General features: G+C 62.0%; 22 protein-coding genes. 17 read left to right on the forward strand and 5 right to left on the reverse strand.

Features of this window, described 5'->3' with window-relative positions:
• Nucleotides 1–81: 81 nt before the first annotated feature.
• The 4 genes from Q9295_RS00100 to Q9295_RS00115 all read left to right on the forward strand — a co-directional run bounded on the left by Q9295_RS00100 (nucleotide 82) and on the right by Q9295_RS00115 (nucleotide 2,448).
• Nucleotides 82–774, forward strand: a complete 693-nt coding sequence (locus Q9295_RS00100; RefSeq protein ID WP_306678192.1) for an AzlC family ABC transporter permease — start codon at nucleotides 82–84, stop codon at nucleotides 772–774.
• A complete protein-coding gene (locus tag Q9295_RS00105; RefSeq protein ID WP_306678194.1) occupies nucleotides 771–1,103 on the forward strand; it encodes an AzlD domain-containing protein in 333 nt (110 codons plus the stop codon). Before Q9295_RS00100 ends, Q9295_RS00105 begins: the two co-directional genes overlap by 4 nt.
• A gap of 57 nt (nucleotides 1,104–1,160) precedes the next feature.
• Complete coding sequence (trxC, locus tag Q9295_RS00110; protein WP_306678195.1) at nucleotides 1,161–1,628, forward strand: thioredoxin TrxC; 468 nt, start codon at nucleotides 1,161–1,163, stop codon at nucleotides 1,626–1,628.
• 142 nt (nucleotides 1,629–1,770) lie between these two features.
• Nucleotides 1,771–2,448, forward strand: a complete 678-nt coding sequence (locus Q9295_RS00115; protein ID WP_306678197.1) for a DUF1989 domain-containing protein — start codon at nucleotides 1,771–1,773, stop codon at nucleotides 2,446–2,448.
• A gap of 5 nt (nucleotides 2,449–2,453) precedes the next feature.
• Here the strand turns inward: Q9295_RS00115 and Q9295_RS00120 are convergent, their stop codons facing one another.
• Nucleotides 2,454–3,122, reverse strand: coding sequence for a TetR/AcrR family transcriptional regulator (locus Q9295_RS00120; RefSeq protein ID WP_306678198.1), 669 nt, complete (start codon nucleotides 3,120–3,122; stop codon nucleotides 2,454–2,456).
• 263 nt (nucleotides 3,123–3,385) lie between these two features.
• Here Q9295_RS00120 and Q9295_RS00125 point away from each other — a divergent pair, with 263 nt between their 5' ends.
• From Q9295_RS00125 to Q9295_RS00175, 11 genes are all read left to right on the forward strand, one after another.
• Nucleotides 3,386–4,753: an aspartate aminotransferase family protein gene (locus Q9295_RS00125; RefSeq protein ID WP_306678200.1), complete on the forward strand. Its 1,368-nt coding sequence runs from the start codon at nucleotides 3,386–3,388 to the stop codon at nucleotides 4,751–4,753.
• Entirely contained in the window at nucleotides 4,750–6,363 is a 1,614-nt protein-coding gene (locus tag Q9295_RS00130; protein WP_306678202.1) for a phytoene desaturase family protein, read from the forward strand. Before Q9295_RS00125 ends, Q9295_RS00130 begins: the two co-directional genes overlap by 4 nt.
• Nucleotides 6,344–7,903 (forward strand): phytoene desaturase family protein, encoded by a 1,560-nt coding sequence (locus Q9295_RS00135; protein ID WP_306678204.1) that lies wholly within the window; start codon nucleotides 6,344–6,346, stop codon nucleotides 7,901–7,903. The genes Q9295_RS00130 and Q9295_RS00135 overlap by 20 nt, the downstream gene beginning before the upstream one ends.
• On the forward strand, nucleotides 7,900–9,084 hold the full coding sequence (locus Q9295_RS00140; RefSeq protein ID WP_306678205.1) for an aminomethyl transferase family protein: 1,185 nt from the start codon (nucleotides 7,900–7,902) through the stop codon (nucleotides 9,082–9,084). Before Q9295_RS00135 ends, Q9295_RS00140 begins: the two co-directional genes overlap by 4 nt.
• A gap of 24 nt (nucleotides 9,085–9,108) precedes the next feature.
• Nucleotides 9,109–10,248 carry an aromatic ring-hydroxylating oxygenase subunit alpha gene (locus Q9295_RS00145; RefSeq protein WP_306678207.1) on the forward strand — a complete coding sequence of 380 codons (1,140 nt, stop codon included), beginning with the start codon at nucleotides 9,109–9,111 and terminating at the stop codon, nucleotides 10,246–10,248.
• Nucleotides 10,245–11,462, forward strand: coding sequence for an aromatic ring-hydroxylating oxygenase subunit alpha (locus Q9295_RS00150; protein ID WP_306678208.1), 1,218 nt, complete (start codon nucleotides 10,245–10,247; stop codon nucleotides 11,460–11,462). The genes Q9295_RS00145 and Q9295_RS00150 overlap by 4 nt, the downstream gene beginning before the upstream one ends.
• Before the next feature lie 66 nt (nucleotides 11,463–11,528).
• Nucleotides 11,529–12,635: a polyamine ABC transporter substrate-binding protein gene (locus Q9295_RS00155; RefSeq protein ID WP_306678210.1), complete on the forward strand. Its 1,107-nt coding sequence runs from the start codon at nucleotides 11,529–11,531 to the stop codon at nucleotides 12,633–12,635.
• A 4-nt stretch (nucleotides 12,636–12,639) separates the two neighbouring features.
• Nucleotides 12,640–13,758: an ABC transporter ATP-binding protein gene (locus Q9295_RS00160; RefSeq protein ID WP_306678212.1), complete on the forward strand. Its 1,119-nt coding sequence runs from the start codon at nucleotides 12,640–12,642 to the stop codon at nucleotides 13,756–13,758.
• Between the two features lie 3 nt (nucleotides 13,759–13,761).
• Nucleotides 13,762–14,724 (forward strand): ABC transporter permease, encoded by a 963-nt coding sequence (locus Q9295_RS00165; protein ID WP_306678214.1) that lies wholly within the window; start codon nucleotides 13,762–13,764, stop codon nucleotides 14,722–14,724.
• Complete coding sequence (locus Q9295_RS00170; RefSeq protein ID WP_306678216.1) at nucleotides 14,721–15,560, forward strand: ABC transporter permease subunit; 840 nt, start codon at nucleotides 14,721–14,723, stop codon at nucleotides 15,558–15,560. Before Q9295_RS00165 ends, Q9295_RS00170 begins: the two co-directional genes overlap by 4 nt.
• Nucleotides 15,557–16,414 carry a dimethylsulfonioproprionate lyase family protein gene (locus tag Q9295_RS00175; RefSeq protein WP_306678218.1) on the forward strand — a complete coding sequence of 286 codons (858 nt, stop codon included), beginning with the start codon at nucleotides 15,557–15,559 and terminating at the stop codon, nucleotides 16,412–16,414. The genes Q9295_RS00170 and Q9295_RS00175 overlap by 4 nt, the downstream gene beginning before the upstream one ends.
• Here Q9295_RS00175 and Q9295_RS00180 read toward each other — a convergent pair.
• Complete coding sequence (locus Q9295_RS00180) at nucleotides 16,411–17,184, reverse strand: alpha/beta fold hydrolase (protein ID WP_306678220.1); 774 nt, start codon at nucleotides 17,182–17,184, stop codon at nucleotides 16,411–16,413. The genes Q9295_RS00175 and Q9295_RS00180 overlap by 4 nt on opposite strands.
• A 93-nt stretch (nucleotides 17,185–17,277) precedes the next feature.
• Here Q9295_RS00180 and Q9295_RS00185 point away from each other — a divergent pair, with 93 nt between their 5' ends.
• A complete protein-coding gene (locus Q9295_RS00185; protein ID WP_306678221.1) occupies nucleotides 17,278–17,649 on the forward strand; it encodes a hypothetical protein in 372 nt (123 codons plus the stop codon).
• 71 nt (nucleotides 17,650–17,720) lie between these two features.
• Here the strand turns inward: Q9295_RS00185 and glyA are convergent, their stop codons facing one another.
• The gene (glyA, locus tag Q9295_RS00190; RefSeq protein ID WP_306678222.1) at nucleotides 17,721–19,010 is read right to left on the reverse strand and encodes a serine hydroxymethyltransferase; all 1,290 of its coding nucleotides are present in this window, start codon (nucleotides 19,008–19,010) and stop codon (nucleotides 17,721–17,723) included.
• A gap of 216 nt (nucleotides 19,011–19,226) precedes the next feature.
• Here glyA and Q9295_RS00195 point away from each other — a divergent pair, with 216 nt between their 5' ends.
• A complete protein-coding gene (locus Q9295_RS00195; protein ID WP_306678223.1) occupies nucleotides 19,227–19,991 on the forward strand; it encodes an NAD kinase in 765 nt (254 codons plus the stop codon).
• Between the two features lie 18 nt (nucleotides 19,992–20,009).
• On the opposite strand, the gene Q9295_RS00200 is transcribed toward Q9295_RS00195, so the two are convergent.
• The gene (locus tag Q9295_RS00200) at nucleotides 20,010–21,380 is read right to left on the reverse strand and encodes a sigma-54-dependent transcriptional regulator (protein WP_306678225.1); all 1,371 of its coding nucleotides are present in this window, start codon (nucleotides 21,378–21,380) and stop codon (nucleotides 20,010–20,012) included.
• A gap of 156 nt (nucleotides 21,381–21,536) precedes the next feature.
• Nucleotides 21,537–23,429, reverse strand: coding sequence for a propionyl-CoA synthetase (locus Q9295_RS00205; protein ID WP_306678227.1), 1,893 nt, complete (start codon nucleotides 23,427–23,429; stop codon nucleotides 21,537–21,539).
• Nucleotides 23,430–23,615: the final 186 nt, after the last annotated feature.

Genomic DNA, 23,615 nt, shown 5'->3' on the forward strand with positions numbered 1-23,615 from the left:
CTGTTTTGCTGTGAAAGTGGGGCTGTGGTTGACAGATGTCGGCCGCTGGCGCATCCCGAATGGGTTAAGAGAAGGTGCGTCATGACTGCGAAGACTGAAGGCCCGGGGTTCGGGGCTGGACTGATAACCGGGCTGCCGATTGCGCTGGGCTATTTTCCGATTGCGTTCTCTTTTGGTGTCGCTGCGGTAAAGGCCGATCTCAGCTGGTTCGAGGCGGTAATGCTTTCGGTTCTGATCTATGCCGGGGCGAGCCAATTCCTTGCTTTGGCTTTGTTTACCAGCGGTGCACCTGTGCTGGTTTCGGCCTTCACGCTGATCGCGATGAACCTGCGGCATGTGCTTTACGGCCCGGCTTTGATGAAAGAGGTTGGGGCTGAGGCCTCTAGAAAACACGCTTGGGCATGGGGTTGGGGCCTGACGGATGAGGTCTTTGGTCAGGCCTTGGGCTCGCTGGCGCGGGGGCAGAAATTCTCGGAAGCTTGGATGTTCGGGCTGGGCCTTGCGGCCTATGCGGCTTGGATCTCGGGCACTGGCTTAGGCGCTTGGGCGGGCGGCGGTGCTTTGGCGGCTTATCCGGCGCTGAATGCGGGCTTGGGCTTTATGCTGGCGGCTTTGTTCCTGTCGCTGCTTTTGTCGATCCTGACCCGCAAAGCGGTGCCGGCGATTGCGGTCGCGGCTGTGGCGACGGTGGCGGGCACGGTGATCTGGTCCAGCACAGAAGGCATTCTGGCCGGAATGATCTGCGGCGCTTTGGCAGGGGTGGTGCGGAAATGAACCCGGATTTGCTGATTATGGCGCTGTTGGCGGGGCTGGCCAACTGGGGTTTTCGCGCTTTGCCGGTGATTTTGATGAAGCGCGAGCAGGCCCCCGGCGGGGTGATGGCGCGGTTCTTGGCCTCGACCGGACCGGCGGCGATTGCGACGCTGTTTGTGGCCTCGGTGCTGCCGCAGATCTACCCGGCACCGCGAGAGATTTTGCCTTTGGCGATGGGCGTTATGGCGACATTCGCCGGGTTCTGGCCGAGAAAATCCATCGTTGGCGGCACTTTGGCCGGGGCGGCGGGCTATGCAGCGACGTTCTGGTTCTTGGGGCTGGGCGGCTAGGGCTTGATCTTGGCGGCCTCGGTGCCGATCTCAGGGCTAGGATAGCGGAGGCGCAAAATGGGTGAATTCACAGCCGATCCGGCACGGCAGGGCGAGGCTTTGCGGCTGACCTGCGCCACCTGTGGTCAGGCCAACCGGGTGCCGCAGGCGCGTTTGGCGCAGGGGCCGCGTTGTGGCAGCTGCGGTGAGGCCCTGTTGGAGGGCAAAGTCGCCGAGCTGGACCCCACCACGCATGACAAGATGACCCGCAATGACGGGCTGCCGGTCTTGGTGGATTACTGGGCGCCTTGGTGCGGGCCCTGCCGGGCGATGGCGCCGGAATTTGCTAAGGCGGCGAAGGCTTTGCCGCAAAGCGTGCGTTTTGCGAAGATCAACACGCAAGATCATCCGAAAATCTCGACCCGGCTCGGCATCCAAGGCATTCCGCTTTTGATCCTTTACAAGCGGGGGCGCGAGGTGGCGCGGCTGGCGGGCAGCCGACCCGCGGCGGATATCTTGGCCTTTCTGCGCCAGCATCGGGTTTAAGGTTTCTGCCTGACCTCTGCAGCTTGCAGTTTCCATTAGGTTTTCTGGCCTCGGTCGGTCTTTAATCTCCATGCCTCCGGGGGAGGGGGCGGATGATTTGCGTGCGGGGCTTTGGCCCGAAGCAGCGCATTGGGGAGATCAGATGACCACGGGTTTGGAAGATGTTTTGGTGCGCAATGCCTCGGCCACAGAGGTGTTGGCGCCAGAGGGGCAATTGCGGCCTGGAATGGTTTATGAAGTGCCGGCGCGGCAGGGGCGGGCCTTTCGCCTAAAGGCAGGGCAGGTGGCGCGGCTGACCAATCACCAGGGCCAGCAAGTTGGCGATTTCTGGGCGTTTTCTGCCGAAGATCGGCGTGAGTTCCTTTCGATGGAGCATATGCGGCCAACCTTGCGCAAGCTGACGCCGCGACCCGGAGATGCGCTTATTACCAACAAACGGCGCGCCTTGCTGGAGATGTTGGAAGACACGTCACCGGGCGTGCATGACACCTTGATCGCGGCCTGCTGCCAGCACCGCTATACCGAGCTCGGCCATCCCGATCCGCATGACAATTGCAGCGACAATCTGCGGATGGCGATGGCGGCGATTGGCGCGCCGATTGGGGAAATCCCCTGCCCGTTCAATCTGTGGATGAACACGCCGCCGCGCGCGGATGGTGGGATTGACTGGCTGGCACCGGTGTCTAAGCCCGGAGACTATGTGCGACTGCGGGCGGTTCGCGATGCGATTTTGGTGCTGTCTTGCTGCCCGATGGACCTGTCGCCCATCAATGGCGATGCCAAATCTCCGAAAGGCTTGCAGGTGATGATTGAAGGCTAAGCCCTTCATTCGGCTTTGAAATGTTTTGGGAAGAGGATCGAGGCGCAGATGCGGGCGGTGCGTTGCGCCTCGGCCGCGTCATAGGGGTCTTTCATCGACATAAGATCGAGCCAAGTGCCCTCGATGGTCAGGCGCAGGATGCGGGCGAGGTATTTCGGCGCCGCCGTGTAGCCGCCCTCGGCGACCAATTCGGCGCAGATTTCTTCCATCCGGGCGTTATAGGCGGCGTCCTTGTCGCCGTAGTTTTCTTGGTAAATCGGGCGGCTTTGTGCCTCACCCCAGAAGGCGCACCAAGCGGCCAGACGATCGGGGGTGCAGAGATTGGGCGCGAAATCGGCGTCGATGAGCGCCGAGAGTTGCTCGGCGGCTGTGGGGCCAGCACTGGCCAAAGCCGCCTGCCAATTGTCGCGATATTCCTCGGCCAAGGCGCCGAGCGTGTCGGCCAAAAGCTTCTCTTTGGTCTCAAAATGAAAGAGCACGAGGCCGTGGGAAAGGCCCGCCTCGCGCGCCACCTCGGTCAGGGTGGTGCGGGCAAAACCGCGCGCGGCGAGGGTGCGAATCGTCGCCTCGATGATCTGCTCGCGTCGGGCCTCGCGGCTCATGGTGCGGGGGCGGGGGGCGGGATCGGGGGCCTCTGCGCTGGAGGTCGAAGGCTTCGGGCTGGCTGCGGTCATGGTGCGTTTCCCTTCGTAGCAGATCCCAAAGCGCCTGAAATGGCTGCTGCCTTCATGCCGTAAATTTGCCCGCCGCTTCAAGCGCCTGAGGGGCGTTGCGGGATCTCTTGGCGGATATCCCAGCCTTGTTGCCTGTCACTGAACGCTCAAACACTGGGGTTGCGCGGGGCGAGAGGTCGTTCATCGGTGCATCTTCTCTCTGATTGACAGTCCAGTCAATGGCGTGACAGGCTGAGACATCCCAAGCTTGAAGTGAGCCAGAGATGACCCCGAGATTGTCCCCGCCGAGCCGCGATTTGACGAAATCCAACGCGCAATTTCAACGCGCGGTGCAGCGCCTGCCCTTGGGGGTCTCGTCGAGTTTTCGCTATTGGGGCGACGACCGCACCGTCTATGTCGCGCGCGGCAAGGGCGGGCGGACATGGGACATTGATGGCAATGCTTACGTCGATTACCGCCTCGGCTACGGCCCGGCGATCTTGGGTTATGCCGATGACCGGGTCGATGCGGCGGCGCGTAAGGGTATGGAAGTGGGCGGGGTTTTCGCGCTTTCGACCGAGCGCGAGCTGATCGTCGCCGACCGGATCGCCAAAATGGTGCCAGCGGCGGAACTGGTGCGGTTCTCGAACTCGGGCACCGAGGCGGTGATGGCGGCGCTGCGGCTGGCGCGCGCCCATACAGGCCGCGAGGAATATTTGCTGGTCGAAGGCGGCTATCACGGGCTGTTCGATGCCGCGATGTGGATGGCCGATATGGAGGGCTGGACGCCGGGTTCGAATGGCGATCCCGAGATGGTGCCATATGGCAAGGGCATCCCGCAGACGGTGAAAAAGCTCGCCCATTTGGTGCCGATGAATGACCTGCAAAGGCTGGAGGATACGTTCAAGCAGCATGGCGACCGGATGGCGGCGATGCTGATTGAGCCCATTCAGGGCAATTGCTGCGGCATCTCGGCCCGGCGGGATTATGTGCAACTCGCCCGCGATCTTTGCGACCGTTACGGGGTTTTGCTGATCATTGATGAGGTGAAAACCGGCTTTAGGGTCGGCAAGGGTGGCATTCAGGGGCTTTTGGGCATTCGGCCTGACATCACCACTTTCGCCAAAGCCGTGGCCAATGGCTATCCGATCGCTTTGGTCGCGGGGCGCGAGGATGTGATGCGGTCCTTCCGCTTTGGCGGGGCGAGCCATGGCGGCACCTATACCGCGCATTCGGTCAGCCTTGCGGCGGCGGAAGAATGCTTGCGGATCTTGGATGAGACCCCGGCTTTGGTGACGCTTGCCAGTTATGGCGAGGCGCTGAAATCGGGCATCTCGGGCATCCTGAACGCGCGCGGCATCGCGCATAGCTTCTCGGGGCATGCGTCCATGTTCGGCATCTTCTTTGCCGAGGAAGCGCCGGACAATTATCGCGATTGGAAGGTCTCGGATTACTCCTTCTATGACCGGATGGCCTATTACCTGCATGATCTGGGGGTGATTGTAGAGCCTGACAGCCGCGAGCCTTGGTTCATGTGCGAGGCGCATGGGACGGAGGCCTCTTGCCTCACCGACACGTTGAAGGCGGTGGAACTGGCGGTGGATTTGACGCTGCAAGATCAGGCCGATGGCACGTTGGATGCTGCCGAATGAGTTATGATGCGGTGATCATTGGCGCGGGCCACAACGGGTTGGTGACGGCAGGATACCTTGCCCGCGCGGGGCTAAAGGTCTGCGTTGTCGAGAAAAACGACTGGGTCGGCGGGGCGGCGGTCAGCCGTGAGCTTTTCCCCGGCTTCACCTATTCGAACTGTTCTTATGTAAGCTCGCTCTTCCGGCCCGAGATCATGCGCGATCTGGAACTGCCGAAATACGGGCTGCAAATCCTGCCCTATGAGGGCGGCGCGGTCTTCCAAGAGGGCGGCGGATATCTGGGCATGTACCGCGACCATGATGCCAATCGGCGCGAATTCGCGCGGCATTCGAAGCGCGATGCCGAGGCCTATGACATCTACGCCCGCGACATCTTGCGCTTTTGCCGCTTCATCCGGCCGATGCTGATGCGTACACCGCCTGATCCTTCAAGCTTCCGGCCGCGCGATCTGTCCGAGCTGATGTGGCTGGGGCGCGAGATGGGCACGCTGTCCGAGGAAATGCGGGCGCGGATGGTGCAGTTTTGGACCATGTCGATCTCGGACTTTCTGGACGAGTATTTCGAAAGCCCGATCATCAAGGGCTATCTGGCGGTCTCGGCGATCATTGGCACGGCTTTGGGGCCGATGAGCCCCGGCTCGGCCTATGTTTTGCTGCACCATTACATGGGCGATGTGGACGGCAATGTCGGCGCTTGGGGCTTTGCGCGGGGCGGGATGGGCTCGATCACACGGGCTTTGACGGCAAGTCTGAAGGATCAGGGTGGCGAGGTTCGGGTCGGCCACGGCGTTGAAAAGGTTCTGGTGCAGGGCGGCCGCGCGACCGGGGTGGTTTTGTCGAATGGCGATGAGATCCGCGCCAAGCGCGTCATCTCGAACATGGATGTGAAGCGCACCTTCCTGAAACATGTCGATGAGGCCGAACTGCCGGACGATTTTGTCAAACGGGTGAAGGCGTTTAAAATCCGCGGCTCTTCGGGGAAGTTGAACATCGCTTTGGATGCAGCCCCGGTCTTCCCCGCGCTGCCCGAAGGCGCGCCGAACATCAAAGGCGATCTGCATTTCACGGATTCCATTGAGAAAATGGAGCGTGGCTACGACGATTGGAAGAATGGGCAGTTCAGCCGCGATCCCTTCCAAGACGTGATGATCCCCACGATGATCGACCCGACGATGACGCCGCCGGGCAAGCATTTCATGTCCTGTTTCGTGCAATATGCGCCGCCGAAGATCGCGGGCCGCGACTGGACGGATGCCGACCGGGATGCCTTCCGTGACACCTGTCTCAACCAGATTGAGGCCTATAGCCCCGGCTTCAAGGACCGCGTTTTGCATGTCGAAGTGCGCACGCCGCGCGAGTTGGAGGCGGAAGTCGGCCTCACCGAGGGCAATATTTTCCAAGGTGAGCTGACCTTTGACCAGTTGCTCTTCAACCGTCCGGTGCCGGGTTATGCGCAATATCGCAGTCCGATCAAGGACTTGTGGATGTGCGGATCGTCCACCCATCCCGGCGGGGGCGTGATGGGCGCGCCGGGGCGCAATGCGGCGGCGGAAGTTTTGCGCGATGCGGGCGTGAAAGGGGGGATGCGCGATGCCTACACCGTTCTCTGAGCGCGGCTTGGATGTCTTGGTCATCGGCGGCGGCGTCAACGGCTTGGCCTGCGCCACCCGGCTGGCGCAAAAGGGACGCAAGGTGGTGCTGCTGGAAGCGGCTGCGACCACCGGCGGCGGGGCAGGGGAGCGGGAGTTTGCTCCCCAATACCGCGCGCCTGCTTTGGCGCATCTGACCCAAGGGCTGGACGACAGGCTGGTCGCGGCGATGGATTTGCAGCGCCATGGGCTTAGCTTTCATGCGCCTTTGGTGACCACGGTTTTATCCGGCGATTTCGCGCCCTTGGCGGTAACGGCCGGGAAGACTTCCGGCCATGATGCGCAAGGCTGGGCCGAGCTGCATGGCAAGCTTTCGGCCTTTGCGCGGGTGCTGGCGCCCTTCCGGCAGATGCGGCCTTTGCGGTTGGCGGGTGAGACGCGGTATTTTGAGCTGGCCAAGCGCGGGCTTGGCATCCGCAGCTTGGGCAAGGCCGATTTCCGCGAATTTTTGCGGATGGTGCTGATCGATGTCTATGACGTGGCCGAGGATGAGCTGAGCGACGCGCGGCTAAAGGCTTTGCTTTGCTTTGACGCGACGCTTGGCGCTTGGCTTGGGCCGCGCTCCCCGAACTCGCTGATCCTTTATCTGGACCGTTTGGCGCGGGGGGCCTCGCCTTTGCTGCCGAAGGGCGGCATGGCGGCTTTGGCGGGGGCGATGTCCCGCGCGGCCGAGGCGGCGGGGGTGGAGATCCGCTGCAACGCCAGCGTCGAGCGGCTCTTGATCGAGGGCGATCAGGCGGTTGGCGTGCGGCTTCAGGGTGGTGAGGCGTTGCGCGCGCGGCTGGTCGTCTCGGCGATCAACCCACGGACAACCTTTCAGAAATTGGTGGGGGCGGCGGATCTGGATGCGGGCTTTGCGCAAAAGATCGACCACATCCGCTCACGCGGGGCGGCGGCGAAGCTGCATCTGGCCTTGAGTGCGGCCCCCAACTTCCGTGGCGCGGATCTGCAATCGCGGCTGGTGATTGCGCCCTCGGCCGCGGCCATTGAGCGGTCGTTCAATGCGGTGAAATATGGTGAGGTGCCCGCTGAGCCGGTGATGGAGGTGCTGCTGCCCACGGCCTTTGAGCAGGGCTTGGCCCCGAGCGGTCACCACATCCTTTCGGCCATCGTGCAATTTGCCCCGCATGCGCCGAAGGCCGGGCTGGAGGCCGCGCGGGCCGAGATGCTGGAGCGCAGCCTTGCCGTGCTGGAGGCGCAGGCGCCGGGTCTGCGCGCCTCGGTTCTGCATGCCGAGATGCTGATGCCGCAGGATATTGAGGCGCGTTTTGGCATGGTCGGCGGCAATTGGCACCATGGGGAGTTGGCGGTGGAGCAGATGCTCTTCAACCGACCGACCTTTGCCGCTGCGCAATATGCTGCACCTCTGCCGGGGCTTTGGCTGGCGGGGGCGGGCAGCCATCCCGGCGGCGGCATCAATGGTGCGGCAGGCTGGAATGCCGCCGAGGCGATCTTGCAGGCCAAAGCCCGCACCACCGCGAAAGAGGGAGCCTTGGCATGAGCGCGCTTACGCATTTCCGCACGCCTTTGCTGCAAACGCCCTTTCATGCCCGGACCTCGGCGGCCAATACGCTGAACCGCTGGGGGCCTTGGGGCGGCTATATGACCGCGCTCTGCTTTGGCGATGCGGATATGGAATATACCGCGATCCGCAACGGCGCCTCGGTCTATGACCTTTGCCCGATGGTGAAATATCGCATCACCGGGCGGGATGCGGCGGCCTATCTGAACCGCCTCACCTTGCGCAATGCAGCGAAGCTTTCGGTCGGCGGGGTGCATTACACCGCTTGGACCGATGATGCGGGCAAGATCATGGATGACGGGACTCTGTTCCGCCATGGGCCAGAGGATTACCTTATTTGCTGCCAAGAGCGGCATTTGCCTTGGCTTTTGGCCTCTTCGACGGGGTTTGAGGTTCATGTCGAAGAGGTGACCGAAGCGATTGCGGCTTTGTCGCTGCAAGGGCCCTGTTCGGCCTCGGTGCTGGAAGCGGCGGGCTTTGATGTGCAGGGGCTAAAGCCCTTCCGCATGGCGACATATCCCTTTGAGGGCGGCGAGATCACCATCTCGCGCACCGGATTCACCGGCGATCTGGGCTATGAGCTTTGGCTGACGCCCGATCAGGCCTTGCCCTTCTGGGACCATCTTTTTGCGGCTGGCGCGCCTTGGGGCATTCGCCCGATTGGCAGTGATGCGCTCGATTTGGCGCGGATCGAGGCCGGGTTCATCATCACCAATATGGACTTTATCCCGGTGCATCAGGCCCTGCGCGAGGACCGCGCGCGCAGCCCGTTTGAGCTGGGGCTTGGTTGGATGATCGACTGGGAAAAGGGCCACTTCACCGGCCGCCGCGCGCTTTTGGCCGAGAAGGCAAAGGGGTCGGACTGGGCGCTGATTGGCATCGATATTCCCGGCAATATCAGTGCCGAGGGCGCGATCCTTTATCACGGCAAGAAGGTGGAGGCGGGGGTGGTGACGGCGGCCGCTTGGTCTCCGGCGCTAAAGGCCAATCTGGCGATCGCGCAGGTGCAGGCGAAATATGCAGCGGCGCAGGACCTTTGGGTCGAGATCTATGCGATGCGCGAGCTGCAATATGCCAAGCTGATGCTGCCCGTCACCTTGACCGAGCGGCCCTTCTTCAACCCCGCCCGCAAGCGGGCCACCCCGCCGGGGCGGGTCTAGTCATGGTGTGGAAAGGGGGCGCGCATGCATGATCTCAGCCATCCCAACTCGCCGCGTTTGGAGCATTGCCCGGAGGGGCTGCCGCGCGCGGCCTATCTGGACGGCGATTGGTATGCGCGGGAGATGGCCACGATCTTTGCGCGGCAATGGGTGATGGTGGGGCGGCTTGCGGATTACGCGCCGGGAAGCCTGCGCCGCGCTTTGGTGGGGCAGGCCGAGGTCATCGTGGCGCGGGGCGATGATGGCAGCCTTGCAGCCTATCACAATTCCTGCCCGCATCGCGGCTCGGAGCTTTGTGAAAAGGACGCGCAGCCCTTGGGCAAACTGATCCGCTGCCCCTATCACGCTTGGTCTTTTGCCGCGGCGGATGGGCGGTTGGTCTCCACCGGCCATGCCGTTCCAACGGCGGATTTCGACCGCCATTCCCATGGCTTGCGCAAAGTGGCGCATCGGGTCTGGGCGGGGTTTGTGTTCCTGAACCTCTCACCCACCCCGCCCGAGATCTTCGCCGATCAGCCGCTGGACCATCTGGCGCATTGGCCGATGGAGAGCCTTGTCACCGGCCACCGCTGGCAGGTCGAGATGGACTGCAATTGGAAGGGATTTTGGGAGAATTACTCGGAGTGCCTGCATTGTCCGGGCATCCATCCCGAGCTGTGCGACCGGGTGCCGATCTATGCGAAGGGCATCATGGGGGCTTCTGAGGCGCTGGATTATCAGCCCAGTGCCGCGCCCTTGGGCAATCTGAAGCCGGGCACCGAGACTTGGACCATGGACGGCACCGCCTGCGGTCCGGTCTTTCCCGATCTGACCGAGGCGGAACGCGCCGAAGGCTATCATTTCATCACGCTTTGGCCCTCTGCTTATGTGGTGGCGCATGTCGATTACGTGCGCTCGGTCCGGCTGGTGCCTTTGGGGCCTGAGAAGACCCGGCTGATTGCAGAATGGCATTTCAGCGCGGAGACCTTGGCGCAGCCCGGTTTCGACGCCGCCGAGGTCGCCCGCTTTGCCAAAATCGTCATGGAGCAGGACGGCGCGGCCTCTGAGATGAACCATCGCGGCATCCGCTCACCCAGTTTCAAGGCCGCAAGGCTGATGCCGGAAGAATATGAAATCCACAGGTTCCACTCTTGGGTTCTGCACGAGTTGGAGGGGGTAGAATGATCGAACTTGCCATGAAATCTCATGAGATTCCAAAGGACTGGGACCGCAGCGGGTTGCCATCATGGACCTACCGCAGCCAAGCGATGTTTGAGCTGGAGCGCGACAATGTGTTTTTGAACCATTGGCAGGTGGCGGGGCATGTGAGTGATATCCCTGCCGCGGGCGATTGGCTGGCCTTTGACCTGTTTGACGAGCGCGCGGTGATTATGCGCGGCCAAGATGGCATTGTGCGGGCGTTCCACAATCTTTGCCGCCACCGGGGCGCGCGGGTGGTGGATGGCACCCAAGGCCAATGTCGTGGGGCTGTGGTCTGCCCCTTCCACGGTTGGGTCTATAACCTTGACGGCTCTTTGCGCGGCGCGGCGCAGCCGACCACTTTGGGCGATCTTGATAAGTCGAAATTCGGGCTGAAACCGATTGAGATGGAGATCTTCCACGGCTTCATCTTCCTGCGCTTCCGCCCCGGCCCGCAACCCTCGGTCGCCACCCTGCTGGCCCCTTATGATGCGGATTTCGCGGCCTATCGCGCCGAAGACATCCTGCCGATCGGAGAGCCGCAATGGGAGACCGAGTTGCCAGTGAATTGGAAATCGGTGCGCGATGTCGACAATGAGGGCTACCATGTGGCGCTGGCCCATCCGGCGCTGCAAGAGCTTTACGGACGCGATTACCGCGATCTCTACTTGGACGACGGGCTGCATGTCTCGATCGGCTTTTTCGGCGATCGACCGGGGCGGCGCTGGTCGGTCCAGCATTATGTCAAACATGCGCCCGCCCAAGACCATCTGCCCGAGCATCTGCGCAAAAGCTGGACCTATTACGGGCTGTTCCCCAACACGGTCTTTGCCTTCACGCCCGAGGGCGCGCAGTTCTACCATGACCTGCCGCGCAGCCCCGGCAAGACACGGCTCACGGGACGTGGCTACCGCTTTGCCAATGAGAGCCGCGCGCAAAGACTGGCGCGGTATCTGGCGATGCGGATCGACCGCGACACCTCGGCCGAGGATCAGCAACTGACGATTTGGTCCAACGAATCCATGCGCTCGCAGGCCTTTGACGGCTTTCACCTGTCGGACATGGAATATGGCTTGCGCCGTCACCACGACCGGCTGCGCAGTTTGTTACCGGTGATGACGCAGCCCGATCCGCCTGCGGAAGAGGGCATCTCAGCGCTCAATCAAGCTTTGCTGAAGGAAAAGCTTGGCAGACGTTAAGTTCTGATTAGACTTTTGATCAAACAAGGCCACGCCAGATGGTCCCCGCAACAGAGGAGAAGACCCATGAAGCTGACACGTCGCTCTACACTTGCTGCTCTTACCGGTGGTTTGGCCATGCCCTATGTGCGGCCCTCTTGGGCGCAAGCGGGCACCGTCAATGTCTATAACTGGGCCGATTACATCGGTGAAACCACGCTGGCGGATTTTGAGGCAGCGACCGGGATCGGCGTGGTCTATGACCTCTATTCCAGCTCGGAAGAGGCGCAGGCCAAGCTTTTGGCGGGCTCTTCAGGCTATGATGTGGTTCTGCACGCGGGCATGTCGATGCAGCGCTTCATCCAAGCCGGGGTGTTCCAGAAACTCGACAAATCCAAGTTGCCGGGGCTGGTGAATCTGGACCCTGAGCTGATGAAAGTGGCCGATACCTCGGACCCCGGCGCGGAATATGGCGTGCCCTATATGTGGGGATCGGTCGGGATGACCTATAACGTCGATATGGTGCGCGAGCGACTGGGCGAGGATGTTGACCTTAGCGATCTGGCGATCTTGCTTGACCCGCAGTATGCCTCGAAATTGGCGGATTGCGGGATCTCGGTGCTCGATAGCCCCACCGATTTTGGCTATATGGCGATGAAATATCTTGGGATTGATCCCAATACCGCCGGAGAGGCCGAGTATCAAAAGCTGGCCGAGGTGATGGCGCCGGTGCGGCAATACATCACCACCTTTGACAACAACAATTACCTCACCACCCTGCCCAATGAAGAGCTTTGCGCGGCCAACACTTGGTCGGGCGATTACGGCGTGGCAAGCGCCCGGGCGGCCGAGGCGGGGATCGATATCAACTTGGCCTATTTCGTGCCCAAGACCGGCTCGCCGGGCTGGTTTGATTTCTGGGTGATGCCCGCCGATGCACCCAATGCCGAGAATGGCCATAAGTTCATCGATTACATGTTGCAGCCCGAGGTGATCGCGGCCTGCACCAACTTCACCGGCTATGCCAATGCCAATAAGGCGGCGACGGCCTTTGTCGATCCGGCAATCGCCGCCGATCCGGCGGTTTACCCGGATGCCGAGGTGATGGCGCGGATGTTCACCCCGCTGCCGCAAACCGATGAGCAAGAAGAGGCGATGACGCGCGTCTGGACCAAGATCAAGACGGGCGGTTGAGCCTATGGCCTTGCCGGATGCTGGCACGGGTGCCGCGCCCTTTCTTCGGATCGAAGGGGTCTCTAAATCCTTCGGCAGCTTCAAGGCGGTCAATGATGTTTCATTGACCGTCGAGAAGGGCGAGATCTTTGCCTTGCTGGGCGGCTCGGGCTGCGGCAAGACCACCTTGCTGCGGATGCTGGCCGGGTTTGAAGAGCCGACGGCGGGGCGGATCTTCCTTGATGGGCGCGATATGGCGGGCGTGCAGCCTTGGGATCGGCCCGTGCATATGATGTTCCAATCCTATGCCTTGTTCCCGCATATGACTGTGGCCAAGAATATTGGCTATGGTCTGAAGCACGAAAAGATGACCAAGGCCGAGCGGGATGCGCGGGTGCGCGAGATGCTGGATTTGGTGCAGCTGACGCAATTTGCCGGGCGCAAGCCGCATCAGATCTCGGGTGGGCAGCGGCAAAGGGTGGCTTTGGCGCGGGCCTTGGCGCGGCAGCCGAAGCTTTTGTTGCTCGATGAGCCCTTGGCGGCCTTGGACAAAAAGCTGCGCGAACATACGCAGTTTGAGCTGATGTCCATTCAGCAGCGCACCGGGGTGACGTTCATCGTGGTGACCCATGACCAAGAAGAGGCGATGACACTCGCCGATCGGATCGCGGTGATGGACAAGGGCGTGGTGCGCCAAATCGGCAGTCCGACCGAAATTTATGAATTCCCGAACAGCCGTTTCGTGGCCAGCTTCATCGGCTCGATCACCTCGTTTGAGGCGAAAGTGGCGGGGCGTGAGGGCGCGCATCTTGTGGTAGATGTGCCCGCTTTGGGGGGGCGCATTCTGGCGCGCGATGTGCCGGGGGTGGTTGAGGGGCAGGCGGTCACCTTGGCGGTGCGGCCCGAAAAGCTGAACCTGACCAAAGAGCGCCCCGAGAGCCCCAATGCTGTTGAGGGCATGGTCAAGGATCTGGCCTATTTCGGCAAAGACAGCCTTTACCGCATCGCCTTGCCTTCGGGGGCTTTGGTGCAGGCCCATGCGGTGAACGCCCGGCGCGGCATGGAAGCCGCCCGCGTGGCCGATTGGGATGACAAGATCTGGCTGAGCTTCGATCCCGGCTCGGCCATCGTATTGGCGGATTAGGTCATGGCAGAGCCCAGCACGCTCCGCGATGCCACCGCCCCGGTAGAGCCCCGGCAGGGCGGGGCCTTCGCGCGTTGGCTTGACCGGCGCGGCTGGTCCGACATTCTGATCGGCGGGCCATATATCTGGCTTTTGCTTTTGTTCCTTGTGCCGTTCCTGATCGTGGTGGCGATGTCGGTCGCCACCAAAACCTCGACCGCGCCGCCGATCAGCTGGGGCGGTGAGGTGCCGCTTTTGAACTGGGAGCCCTATCAGCGGGTGCTCTCGGATGGGCTCTATCTGCGGGCCTTCCTAACCTCGGTGATGAATGCCGGGATCGCGATGATCTTGTGCCTTTTCATCGGCTATCCGATGGCGCTGGGCTTGGTGCGCGTGGCGCCAAGCTGGCGCAACATCCTGTTGATGCTGGTGATTTTGCCGTTCTGGACCTCATTCCTGTTGCGCGTTTACGCATGGATGGGGCTGATGGGCCGCAACAGCTGGTTCAACGGGATGCTGACCGACGCGTGGAATTTCCTTGTGCCAATCGATTGGGCGGTGCGCTCGATCCCGATGATGAACAGCAATTTCGCCGTCGTGCTGGTCATGGTCTACACCTATCTGCCCTTCATGATCTTGCCGCTTTACGCCAGCCTTGAGCGGCTTGACACGACGCTGGACGAGGCCGCGATGGACCTTGGCTCGCGCCCCGCACGGGTCTTTTGGGACGTGACCTTGCCGCAATCGGTGCCAGGGATCATCGCCGGCGGTATGCTGGTTTTCATCCCGGCGGCGGGCGAGTTGGTGATCCCTTCGCTGGTCGGCAATGCTTCAAGCCCGATGATTGGGCGGCTGATTTCGGATGAGTTCAGCATGGCGAGGGATTGGCCGATGGCTTCGGCGATCGCGGTGATGCTGCTGTTGCTGATGGTGGTGCCGACCATGCTTTACAGCCATTATCAGGCCAAAGCAGGAGGCAGCAAATGAAGCGCCGCCCGATGTTTTTGATCACCATGCTGGCCTTTGGCTTTGCATTTTTCTACATCCCGATCCTGTCGATGATCGTCTACAGCTTCAACGAAAGCCGATTGGCAACGGTTTGGGGCGGGTTTTCCACCAAATGGTATGCCTCGCTGTTTTCAAACCGGCAGGTGGTGGCAGCGCTGATCCTGTCGCTGAAGATCGCGGTGATCTCGGCCACCATCGCCACCATTCTGGGTACGATGGCGGGCATCGCCTTGGCGCGGTTTCGTAAATTCCGCGGGCGGACGTTGTTCTCGGGGCTGGTCACCGCGCCCCTAATCATGCCCGAGGTGATCACCGGGATTTCGAGCCTGATGTTCTTCATCATGCTGGCCGAATGGATCGGCTGGCCGGCGCAGCGCGGTTTCACCACGGTGACCTTGGCGCATATCACCTTTTCCATGGTCTTCGTGACCACGGTGGTGCAGGCGCGGATGAGCCAAGCCGACCGCGCCATTGAAGAGGCGGCGATGGATCTGGGATCGCGGCCTTGGCAGGTGATGTTCGATGTGACCCTGCCGGTGATCTTCCCGGCGATCATGTCGGGTTGGCTTTTGGCCTTCACCATCAGCCTTGATGATGTGGTGATCACCTCCTTCACCACCGGGCCGGGGTCAACCACCTTGCCTCTGCTGATCTGGTCCAAGGTCAAGCTTGGCGTCACGCCGGATATCAACGCTTTGGCCACATTGATGGTGGTTGTGGTGGGGCTTGGCGTGGTTCTGGCCGGGATCATCATGAACCGCTCTGCCGCCCGCGCCCGTGCGGATGAGCGGATGGCTTATCGGAGCAATGAATGAGCGGGCTTCTCGGCCTGCCTTTGGGCGCGCGCGGTTCGGGCCGGGCGCGTTATGGCCGGGCGATGGCGCTTTACGGCGAGGGCAAGCTTTCGGCGGCGCAGTTGGAGGCTTACCGGGTGGCTGCCGCCGATGACCGCCGCCCGCCTTGGCAGGTCTTACAGGATCGCGGGCTTCCACCGCCCGAGGATCTTGCACCGGGGCCGGGGGCGCTGATCCGCTTACTGCTCGAGGAATGCGACCGCTACCTTGCCAGCTTGCCAGGACCGGGCGTGGGGGAGATCCGTCAACTGCTGGCCCGTTGGGGGCAGGGGGCGTTGCACTTGCCCACCCCTCGCGCCAATGCGCTGGTCGAGGCGCATCTAGCTCCGGCGCTCGCGGCGGTTGACGGGCATCCCGGTCTTGTTGGTGCCATTGCCGCGGCTGCACCTTTGCTGGATTGGATCACCTATGATCTTTATCCACCTGCGGAAATTGGCGCGGCTTTTGCCAAAGGGCATGCCTATTGCACGCTGATCGGGGCGGATGCGCCGGTGAGGGCCGAGGATTTCGACCTTGGGATCTTTCTTATCGCGCCGCATGTGCTTTACCGCGATCACGCGCACCCTGCGCCCGAGCTGTACGCGCCCTTAACCGGCCCACATGGCTGGCGCTTTGGCCCGGACCGGCCTTTGGTGGAAAAGCCAGCGCATCAGCCGGTTTGGAACCCCGCCCATCGGCCGCATTTGACCAAGGTCGGGCCGAACCCTTTCCTTTGCCTTTACGGCTGGAGCAAAGACACCGCACTTCCGGCCTATGTCCTGCCCGCCGCCGACTGGCAAGCGCTTGAGGCTTTGCGGCTTCGGGACGTGGTCTAGGCGTTCAGGAACACGCGGAGGGTTTCTTCGAATTCACGCGGCTTTTCGGCATGCAGCAGATGACCCGCACCCGGCAGCTTGGCAAAGCGCGCCTTGGGAAAAAGCGCGCGGATATGCTCGCGGTGCTCGGGGCGCACATAATGGCTTTCGGCGCCGGTGAGGAAAAGGGCGGCGCCTTCGAACTGACCAAGCGTGCCCGGCCAGCCGACGATCTTTGGCATCTCAGCTTCTAGCACCGGCAGGTTCAGCCGCCAGCGCGGGCCTCCCTCGGCTTTAAGGTCAAGCGATTGGAGGAAAAAGGCGCGCAGGCCCGGCTCGTCAATGGTCAGCGCCAGCCGACGATCCGCCTCGGCCCGGCTGTTAAGATCCGTCAGATCCAGCCCCATCATGGCGCGGGCATTGGGGGCTTGATCGTGGTTATAAGCCACGGGTGCGATATCGGCCACGATGATCCGGCGCAGGCCTTGCGGCGCGGTCAAAGCGAGCTGCATCACCGCCTTGCCACCCATCGAATGGCCCAAAATGTCCACCTCGCCGCCAACCATAGCCACCACCTCGGCCAGATCTGCCGCCATATCGATATAGGAATGGCTGGCAAAACGCGGGCTTTCGCCGTGGTTGCGCATGTCGACCGCAATCACATCGCGCGTGTCGGCCAAGCGGCGCGCAACGACGCCCCAGTTGCGCGCCGAGCCGAATAGCCCGTGGGCGATGACAAGAGGCGGCGCCGTGGCGCCTGCGGTCGCGGGGTGGTGGATCGTGGCAAGCATGCGTCGATGCATAGCTAATCTGGGCTTTGCCCGCCAGAGCCGTTGCAACGGGCCAAGGCTTGGCTAGATTTGCGGATCGGGGAGGGGGGCCTTATGAGTGCTGTGACGATCATCCAAATGACCAATCGCGTGTCCGAGCTTTTGGAGCAAAAGCTGCAACTGCGCGGGCAGACGCTCTCGCAAAAAGTGCGCAAGGCCGGTCGGCGCTTGCCGCGTAAGGTGTTGCAGGCTGCGCGCTTTCTGGGCGAGGCGAGCGAGATGGCGAAGAACCCCAAGCTCTTGGTGCGCATCGATGAAGGCGAAGTTGCGCAGGCCTATGATATTTGTGTGCGCCATCTGGGCGCGATCAACCGGGCCGAGTCGCGCCGAATGGCGGTGCTTGGCGCCACCGCAAGAGTGGCCTTTGCGGTGGGGGCGGCCTCGGCCTTGGCTGCCGGGGTGCTGTACTGGCGTGGGCTCATCTAAAACGCCGATGTTCGAAAAGGAAAAGGGCGCACGAAGATCGCGCGCCCTTTGATCAGCAAATCAGCTGAAAATTACAAAGTCGGGTAAAGCGGGAACTGCTCGCAGAGTGCCTCAACCTCAGCTTTCACCTTGGCTTCAACCTCGGCATTGCCAGCTTCGCCATTCTTGGCCAGACCGTCGACAACCTCGACGATCCAACGCGCGATCTGGCGGAACTCGGCCTCTTTGAAGCCGCGGGTGGTGCCAGCCGGGGTGCCCAGACGGATGCCCGAGGTCACGAAGGGCTTTTCCGGGTCAAACGGCACGCCGTTCTTGTTGCAGGTCAGATGCGCGCGGCCCAAGGCTGCCTCGGTCGCTTTGCCGGTCACCTTTTTCGGGCGCAGGTCGGCGAGGCAAAGGTGGTTGTCGGTGCCGCCCGAAACGATATCGATGCCGCCCTTCATCAGCTCATCCGCCAGTGCCGCGGCATTGGCTTTGACTTGGGCCGCATAGGCCTTGAACTCGGGGCGCAGGGCTTCGCCGAAAGCCACGGCTTTGGCGGCGATGACATGCATCAGCGGGCCGCCTTGCAGGCCGGGGAAGACGGCCGAGTTCATTTTCTTTGCAATGTCTTCATCATTGCACAGGATCATGCCGCCGCGCGGGCCACGCAGAGATTTATGCGTGGTGGTGGTGACGACATGGGCATGCGGCAGCGGCGAAGCATGGACGCCACCCGCCACGAGGCCTGCGATATGCGCCATATCGACATGCAGATAAGCACCGATTTCATCGGCGATGGCGCGGAAGGCAGCCCAATCCCACTCGCGGCTATAGGCGGTGCCGCCGGCGAGGATCAGTTTCGGGCGGTGCTCCAAAGCTTTGGCGCGAACCTCTTCCATATCCAGACGCTGGTCTTGCTGGCGCACGCCATAAGAGACCACGTTGAACCATTTGCCCGACATGTTGACCGGCGAGCCGTGGGTGAGGTGGCCACCCGAGTTCAGGTCCAGACCCATGAAGGTGTCGCCCGGCTGCAAGAGCGCCAAGAACACGGCTTGGTTCATCTGGCTGCCGGAATTCGGCTGCACGTTGGCATAGTTGCAGTTGAACAGCTGCTTGGCGCGCTCGATCGCCAGCGTCTCGGCTACGTCCACAAACTGGCAGCCGCCGTAATAGCGCTTGCCCGGATAGCCTTCGGCATATTTGTTCGTCAGAACAGAGCCTTGCGCTTCCATCACAGCAAGCGAGACGATGTTTTCGCTGGCGATCAGTTCGATCTCATGACGCTGGCGGCCCAATTCGGACCGGACCGCGCCGTAGAGTTCGGGGTCGCGCGCGGCGAGCGTGTCGGTGAAGAAGCCGGAGTCGCGGGCGTTCATGGGCAAATCCTTCGCAGGCCTAAAATGGGACTGGGCTATTTAGGGCATGGGGGGGGCGTAAGAAAGAGGAGAAAGCGACAGGTTTCGGCGGTTGCGCGAAACCTTTTGACCCGTATCGACCTCAGAGCGCGCCGATAGGCGCTTTTTGCCGCGATTGGGGAGATCTGCAAAAGGCCGGGGGTTGAGTTTGCCGGGCCGCAAGGCCAAGGTCTGGCCATGAAACCCCGGATCAGATTCACCGCCAGCCGAGCCGCCGCCGCGAGTGCCGCTTTCAAGCGACTCACGGCAATCTATGGTCAGGCCGAGGCGCGCCGCGCCGATGTCATCGTGGCTTTGGGCGGCGATGGTTTTATGCTGCACACGCTTCATGCCCAGTCGAAAAGTGACCTGCCGGTCTATGGGATGAACTGCGGCACCATCGGATTTTTGATGAATGGCTATGCCGAAGACGCGCTTTTTGAGCGTCTTGCGGCGGCGGAAGAAGCCAAGATCAACCCGCTTGCCATGCGGGCCGAGAATGCCCGCGGCAAGGTGACCGAGGCTTTGGCAATCAACGAAGTGTCTTTGCTGCGCCAAGGCTCGCAAGCGGCAAAGCTACGGGTTTTGATCGATGGCCGCGAGCGTTTGGCTGAACTTGCTTGCGATGGTGCTCTTGTTGCGACGCCAGCAGGATCAACGGCTTACAACTATTCGGCGCATGGCCCGATCTTGCCCATCGGCTCGGATGTCCTGGCTTTGACGGCCATGTCGGCCTTCCGCCCGCGGCGCTGGCGCGGCGCGGTTCTGCCCAATTCCGCGCGGGTGCGGTTTGAGGTGCTTGATCCTGCAAAACGCCCGGTGATGGCCGATGCTGACAGCCGCTCATCGGTGCGTGATGTTGTCTCGGTCGAGGTGTTCTCGGTGCCTGAAATCACGCATAGGCTGCTGTTCGATGCCGGTCATGGCTTGGAAGAACGTCTGATCGGTGAGCAGTTTATCTAGCGCCGACAGAGCGTTGCGCTAAGCGCGCCGCATACCCCAGCCCTCAAGCTTGCGATAGAGCGTTGAGGGCGAGACATCCAACTCTCGCGCCGCCAGCGGCACCGAGCCACCATGCCGCGCCAAGGCTTGCTCAATCGCCTCGCGCTCAATTTGGGCAAGCGTCTGGCCCGTGGTGGGCGCGGGATGCGGGCTTCTTGGGGGGGATGTTTCGGCCGTCAAGCTGCTGGGCAGCATCTCGGGCGTGACCAGCCCGCCGTCATGCAGCACCACCACATTGCGGATGACATTCAGAAGTTGACGCACATTGCCGGGCCAGCTTTGTGAAAGCAGCTCAGCCTTTGTATCGGCGCTGAAGCCGGTGAAGGTTTTGCCCTCTTCGGCGGAAAAGCGGCGCAAGGCGGCTTCGGCGATCTCGATCACATCCGCGCCGCGCGCGCGCAGGGGCGGCATATCGATCGGCACGACGTAAAGCCGGTAGTAAAGGTCTTCGCGGAAAAGGCCGCGCCGCACTTGCTCAATCGGGTTGCGATTGGTGGCGCAGATGATCCGCACATCCACTTTGCGCGTCCGTACCGCCCCCACCGGCTGGATGGTCGAGGTCTGTAAAAAGCGCAGCAACTTGGTTTGCAAGTGCGGCGCCATTTCGCAAATCTCATCCAGGAACAAAGTGCCGCCATCGGCCGCTGCGGCGGCACCGGGCTTATCGGTGATCGCGCCTGTAAAGCTGCCTTTCATATGACCAAACACTTCGGATTCCAGAAGGTCTGGCGGGATCGCGCCGCAGTTCAGCGCGATAAAGGGGCCTGCTGCGCGGTGTGAGCGGCCGTGCACGGCAAGGGCTGCAAGTTCCTTGCCGGTGCCACTTTCGCCGGTGATGAAGATTGTGGCCATCGAACGGGCGGCTTGGCCAAGGATCGCTTGGACCCGCGCCATAGCGGGCGAAGAGCCGATGAAGGCGGCTTGCTCTGCACTCCCGGCGATGCGGCGGCGGGGGGGCGGGGCGCGGGTGGCACTTTCCATCTCGGCATTGGCCGATTGGACGGCAGAGAGAAACCTGTCGTCTTCGAAGGGCTTGACCAAAAAATCGTAGGCGCCCGCGCGCATTGCCTCGACCGCAAGCGTGACCGAGGTGTCGGTGGTCATCGTGATGATGCAGACATCGGGCGTCAGAGCGAGGATTTCGCGCATCAAGCTTAGCCCGTCGCGGTCAGGCAGGGCCAAATCCAGCAGCACGATGTTCGGGCGGTGGCGGTGGAAGGCGGCCAGCCCTTCGGCTGCGGTGCTTGCCAGATGGACTGAGAACCCTGCAGCCCCCAGAACCGAGCGGTAAATGGTGCGCAAAGACGGCGCATCCTCGACCAAAAGCACGGTTGGGGCAGGGCGTGTCATGCAGACCCTTTCACGCAGGGCCAGCAAGGGAAAGACGCCGCATGATCTGCGGGTCAAACGGCGGTGGCTGTGGCGCGCTTTGCATCCCTTGCTCCCATGTTCAGGGCCAAGCTTGCATGGCGCATTGGGGCAAGTCCAGCCCTTGCCCCAATGTGGTTAGGCTTTGCCAAGCCCAAGGCTGCGCAGCGCATCGCCGATCTCATCCAAGATCGCCGGATCGTCGATGGTGGCGGGCATTTTCCACTCGGTGCCATCGGCGATCTTCACCATCGTGCCGCGCAAGATCTTGCCCGAGCGGGTCTTTGGCAGCCGGTTCACCACCAGCGCGCGTTTGAAATCTGCGACCGGGCCGATGCGGTCGCGCATCAGCTGCACGCATTCGGCGGTGATCGCCGAGATCTCACGCTCGCAGCCGCGGTTGAGGCACAAAAAGCCCAAAGGCGATTGCCCTTTGAGCGCATCCGCCACCCCGATCACGGCGCATTCGGCCACGTCCGGATGGCTGGCCAGAACCTCTTCCATCGCGCCGGTGGAAAGCCGGTGTCCGGCCACGTTGATCACATCATCGGTACGCGCCATGATGTAAAGATAGCCGTCCTCATCGACGTAACCTGCATCACCGGTCTCATAATATCCGGGAAAATGCGCAAGATAGCTTTTGTTAAAGCGCGCCTCGGCATTCCAAAGGCCGGGCAGCGTGCCGGGCGGCAAGGGCAGTTTGACCGCGATGGCTCCCAAAGTGCCGGGGGGCACTGGATGACCGGCCTCATCCAAAACATGCACCGCATAACCGGGCATGGCGACGGAAGGAGAGCCGATCTTCACCGGCAAAGCCTCAATCCCCATCGGGTTGGCGGCAATGGCCCAGCCGGTCTCGGTTTGCCACCAATGGTCGATCACCGGCACATTCAGATGGCGCTGCGCCCATTGGATGGTGTCGGGATCGGCACGTTCTCCGGCAAGGTAAAGCGCCTTCAACGAGGTCAGATCGTAGTTCTGCACCAAAGCGCCCTCGGGGTCTTCGCGTTTGATGGCGCGCAGGGCGGTGGGGGCGGTGAAAAGCGCGCGAACGTTGTGCTCTTCGATCACCCGCCAATAGGTGCCGGCATCGGGCGTGCCGACGGGTTTGCCCTCAAAGACCACAGTGGTGCAGCCCGCCAAGAGAGGCGCGTAGCAGATATAGCTGTGCCCGACGACCCAACCCACATCTGAGGCGGCCCAGAAGACATCGCCCGGACCGCAATTATAGATCGCGCGCATCGTCCAGTGCAGGGCCACCATATGACCGCCGGTCGGGCGCACCACGCCTTTCGGCGCTCCCGTCGTGCCAGAGGTGTAAAGGATATAGGCAGGGTGGGTGCCCTCGACCGGGACGCAAGGCGCCGGGGGGGCGGTCTCAGTGAGCGTGGTCCAATCATGGTCGCGGCCCAAGGTCAGCTCGGCGCTGACCTGCGGCCGTTGCAGGATGACACAGAATTCTGGCTTATGGCTGGCCTGAGCAATGGCAGCATCGAGGAGCGGCTTGTAAGGCAGGATGCGGGCTGGCTCTATGCCGCAAGAGGCGGCGAGAATGGCTTTCGGCGTGCAATCATCGATCCTCACCGCCAGCTCATTGGCGGCAAACCCGCCGAAGACCACCGAGTGGATCGCGCCGATCCGGGCGCAGGCCAGCATCGCCACCAGTGCTTCGGGGATCATCGGCATGTAGATGATGACCCGGTCGCCTTTGGTCACACCTTTGGCCTGCAAGGCGCCAGCGAGCCGCGCGGTGCGGTCTTGCAGCTCAGCATAGGTGAGACGGGTTTGTGACTGGGTGACGGGGCTGTCATGGATGATCGCCAGCTGTTCGCCGCGCCCGGCGGCGACATGGCGGTCGACCGCATTCCAGCAGGTATTGGTCAGCCCATCCGTGAACCACTGATAACAGGGCGCCCGCGTCGCATCGAGGGCAGCACTGGGCTTGCGCTCCCAATCAATCGCTTCGGCGGCCTTCATCCAGAACGCCTCGGGATCGGTTTGCCAATCCGCATAGACCTGCGCGTAACCCATGTCGAAAATCCCCCATCACTCACGCAATGGTGTTACGTCAGGGGTCGTGTTCGCGCAACGATGTTACCGGCAACGGCTTGGGGAAATTTGCAATTTCTGGGATCACAACCCTGCGAAGGTTGCAAACCTGCCAGCTTTGTAGGGTTGGATTTTGCCGAAGTGATAAGTTTGCAAACTTCTGGGGGT

Origin of the sequence: Pseudogemmobacter lacusdianii, from assembly GCF_030848395.1 — a bacterium.
GTDB classification, from domain to species: Bacteria; Pseudomonadota; Alphaproteobacteria; order Rhodobacterales; family Rhodobacteraceae; genus Pseudogemmobacter; species Pseudogemmobacter lacusdianii.

Bases quoted from the DNA above. Each gene is read 5' to 3' on its own strand.
- Q9295_RS00100 (WP_306678192.1), top strand. From the start codon at position 82: ATGACTGCGAAGACTGAAGGCCCGGGGTTCGGGGCTGGACTGATAACC.
- Q9295_RS00105 (WP_306678194.1), top strand. From the start codon at position 771: ATGAACCCGGATTTGCTGATTATGGCGCTGTTGGCGGGGCTGGCCAAC.
- trxC (WP_306678195.1), top strand. From the start codon at position 1,161: ATGGGTGAATTCACAGCCGATCCGGCACGGCAGGGCGAGGCTTTGCGG.
- Q9295_RS00115 (WP_306678197.1), top strand. From the start codon at position 1,771: ATGACCACGGGTTTGGAAGATGTTTTGGTGCGCAATGCCTCGGCCACA.
- Q9295_RS00120 (WP_306678198.1), bottom strand. From the start codon at position 3,122: ATGACCGCAGCCAGCCCGAAGCCTTCGACCTCCAGCGCAGAGGCCCCC.
- Q9295_RS00125 (WP_306678200.1), top strand. From the start codon at position 3,386: ATGACCCCGAGATTGTCCCCGCCGAGCCGCGATTTGACGAAATCCAAC.
- Q9295_RS00130 (WP_306678202.1), top strand. From the start codon at position 4,750: ATGAGTTATGATGCGGTGATCATTGGCGCGGGCCACAACGGGTTGGTG.
- Q9295_RS00135 (WP_306678204.1), top strand. From the start codon at position 6,344: ATGCCTACACCGTTCTCTGAGCGCGGCTTGGATGTCTTGGTCATCGGC.
- Q9295_RS00140 (WP_306678205.1), top strand. From the start codon at position 7,900: ATGAGCGCGCTTACGCATTTCCGCACGCCTTTGCTGCAAACGCCCTTT.
- Q9295_RS00145 (WP_306678207.1), top strand. From the start codon at position 9,109: ATGCATGATCTCAGCCATCCCAACTCGCCGCGTTTGGAGCATTGCCCG.
- Q9295_RS00150 (WP_306678208.1), top strand. From the start codon at position 10,245: ATGATCGAACTTGCCATGAAATCTCATGAGATTCCAAAGGACTGGGAC.
- Q9295_RS00155 (WP_306678210.1), top strand. From the start codon at position 11,529: ATGAAGCTGACACGTCGCTCTACACTTGCTGCTCTTACCGGTGGTTTG.
- Q9295_RS00160 (WP_306678212.1), top strand. From the start codon at position 12,640: ATGGCCTTGCCGGATGCTGGCACGGGTGCCGCGCCCTTTCTTCGGATC.
- Q9295_RS00165 (WP_306678214.1), top strand. From the start codon at position 13,762: ATGGCAGAGCCCAGCACGCTCCGCGATGCCACCGCCCCGGTAGAGCCC.
- Q9295_RS00170 (WP_306678216.1), top strand. From the start codon at position 14,721: ATGAAGCGCCGCCCGATGTTTTTGATCACCATGCTGGCCTTTGGCTTT.
- Q9295_RS00175 (WP_306678218.1), top strand. From the start codon at position 15,557: ATGAGCGGGCTTCTCGGCCTGCCTTTGGGCGCGCGCGGTTCGGGCCGG.
- Q9295_RS00180 (WP_306678220.1), bottom strand. From the start codon at position 17,184: ATGCTTGCCACGATCCACCACCCCGCGACCGCAGGCGCCACGGCGCCG.
- Q9295_RS00185 (WP_306678221.1), top strand. From the start codon at position 17,278: ATGAGTGCTGTGACGATCATCCAAATGACCAATCGCGTGTCCGAGCTT.
- glyA (WP_306678222.1), bottom strand. From the start codon at position 19,010: ATGAACGCCCGCGACTCCGGCTTCTTCACCGACACGCTCGCCGCGCGC.
- Q9295_RS00195 (WP_306678223.1), top strand. From the start codon at position 19,227: ATGAAACCCCGGATCAGATTCACCGCCAGCCGAGCCGCCGCCGCGAGT.
- Q9295_RS00200 (WP_306678225.1), bottom strand. From the start codon at position 21,380: ATGACACGCCCTGCCCCAACCGTGCTTTTGGTCGAGGATGCGCCGTCT.
- Q9295_RS00205 (WP_306678227.1), bottom strand. From the start codon at position 23,429: ATGGGTTACGCGCAGGTCTATGCGGATTGGCAAACCGATCCCGAGGCG.